This window comes from Bacillus sp. P4_D3, assembly GCF_056401855.1.
The window spans coordinates 1-1,549 of sequence record NZ_JBFUIN010000718.1; the positions used below are offsets into that span (position 1 = coordinate 1).

Genomic DNA, 1,549 nt, shown 5'->3' on the forward strand with positions numbered 1-1,549 from the left:
GAATTGGTGGTACGAAAATTCAAAAGATTGATGTCCGTTTCATTGCGGCGACACATCGAAATCTTCGTGAAATGGTGCAAAGAGGGGAATTTAGGGAGGATTTATATTATAGATTGAATGTGTTTGCGATCGATATTCCTCCGTTACGAGAGAGAAAGGAAGATATGATACATATAATGGAATTTTTAATTCGGAAATTGAATGGGGAGCTGGGTAGTAGCGTTCTTTCATTGGATGAGAGAGTAAGGGATATATTCATGGAGCATGATTGGCCAGGCAATATTAGGGAGCTAGAGAATGTGTTAGAACGAGCGATGAATGTTATAGAAGGAATGATTATTCAAGTGCATCATCTTCCTGTATATTTGCGGAAAAAAGATTTGGAAGAAGAGTTATATCATGAAATATTTGCGGTGGATCAAGAGAAGAATGAGATGAGTTATTCACTGCAGGAGGAAGTGGAATCGGCTGAAAAACGGGTGATTACAAGGGCTTTGGAAAAGACAGCTGGAAATATAAAAGAGGCAGCCAAGCTTTTAGGGATTCATCGGGCTAGCTTATATCGAAAAATAGAAAAATATGGAATGTCATGAAGGGAAAAAAGGGCAAACAGGCCCTTTTTTTGTTTGGTTTGCAGTAATATATACTGTCTCTTTTTTGCGACACTTTCTTATAGATGCGACATGATTGTAATCATTTGTAGCGCAAATGCGACATATGAAGGTGGACATGTAAGGGAGAACGGGGTATATCCCTGAAGGAATAAGGGAATAGAGAATGAGTCGATTTTTGGCATGTTTCTTGCTATATAAATAAAAAAGATTATAGCAAGAAGGGATGGAATTCAATGCTGGAAAATCACAGTTTGCCACATTTTATTATGCAAAGTATTGAAAAAACACCAAGTAAGGTCTATTTACAATTTAAAGAACAAAGAGTTACGTATGAGGAGCTCTATCATCGAATTACAAAAGCTGCAGCGGGATTTTGTGAGCTCGGTATTCAAAAAGGTGACAAGGTTTGTATTATGCTTCATAACACTCCTGAATATCTGGATGTATGGTTTGCTTTATCTTTTATGGGAGCAATTGCGGTGCCTCTGAATGTGCATTTAAAAGGGGAAGGTTTGCAGTATATTTTATCTCACTCTGATTGCAAGCTGATTATCGTTGATAAGGAATTTGTTCCTCAAATTGCTTCTTGTTTGCCATTTATACAAAGGGACATTCAAATTGTCGTTTACGGAAATGATGAAAGCGCAATCATTTTGAACGATGGTAAAGAACCGCTGGTAATCGAATTGAAAGATGTACTGAATACAAATAATCATCACCTTCCAACTGAATTTGTTTCCTCCTCTTCTATTAACAGTATTCTTTATACCTCTGGAACGACTGGATTACCTAAAGGGGTCATGTTAAGTCATTCTGCCTATGTAAATTCTGCGCAGTCATTTGCCACCTATATGGTTGGCGCAAGTTCGAAAGATATTTTATTTACAGCGCTGCCGTTATTCCATATTAACGCCCAGGCCCATACAGTACTCGGT

Annotated in this window: 2 protein-coding genes; both read left to right on the forward strand. The window is 37.8% G+C overall.

Annotated features, from left to right (window positions below):
- On the forward strand, window positions 1-593 hold a 593-nt coding region (locus AC1DTM_RS25945; protein ID WP_477001233.1), incomplete at its 5' end, for an AAA-type ATPase lid domain-containing protein.
- Between the two features lie 254 nt (window positions 594-847).
- Window positions 848-1,549 (forward strand): AMP-binding protein (locus AC1DTM_RS25950; RefSeq protein WP_477001234.1); only part of this gene is annotated, 702 nt, incomplete at its 3' end.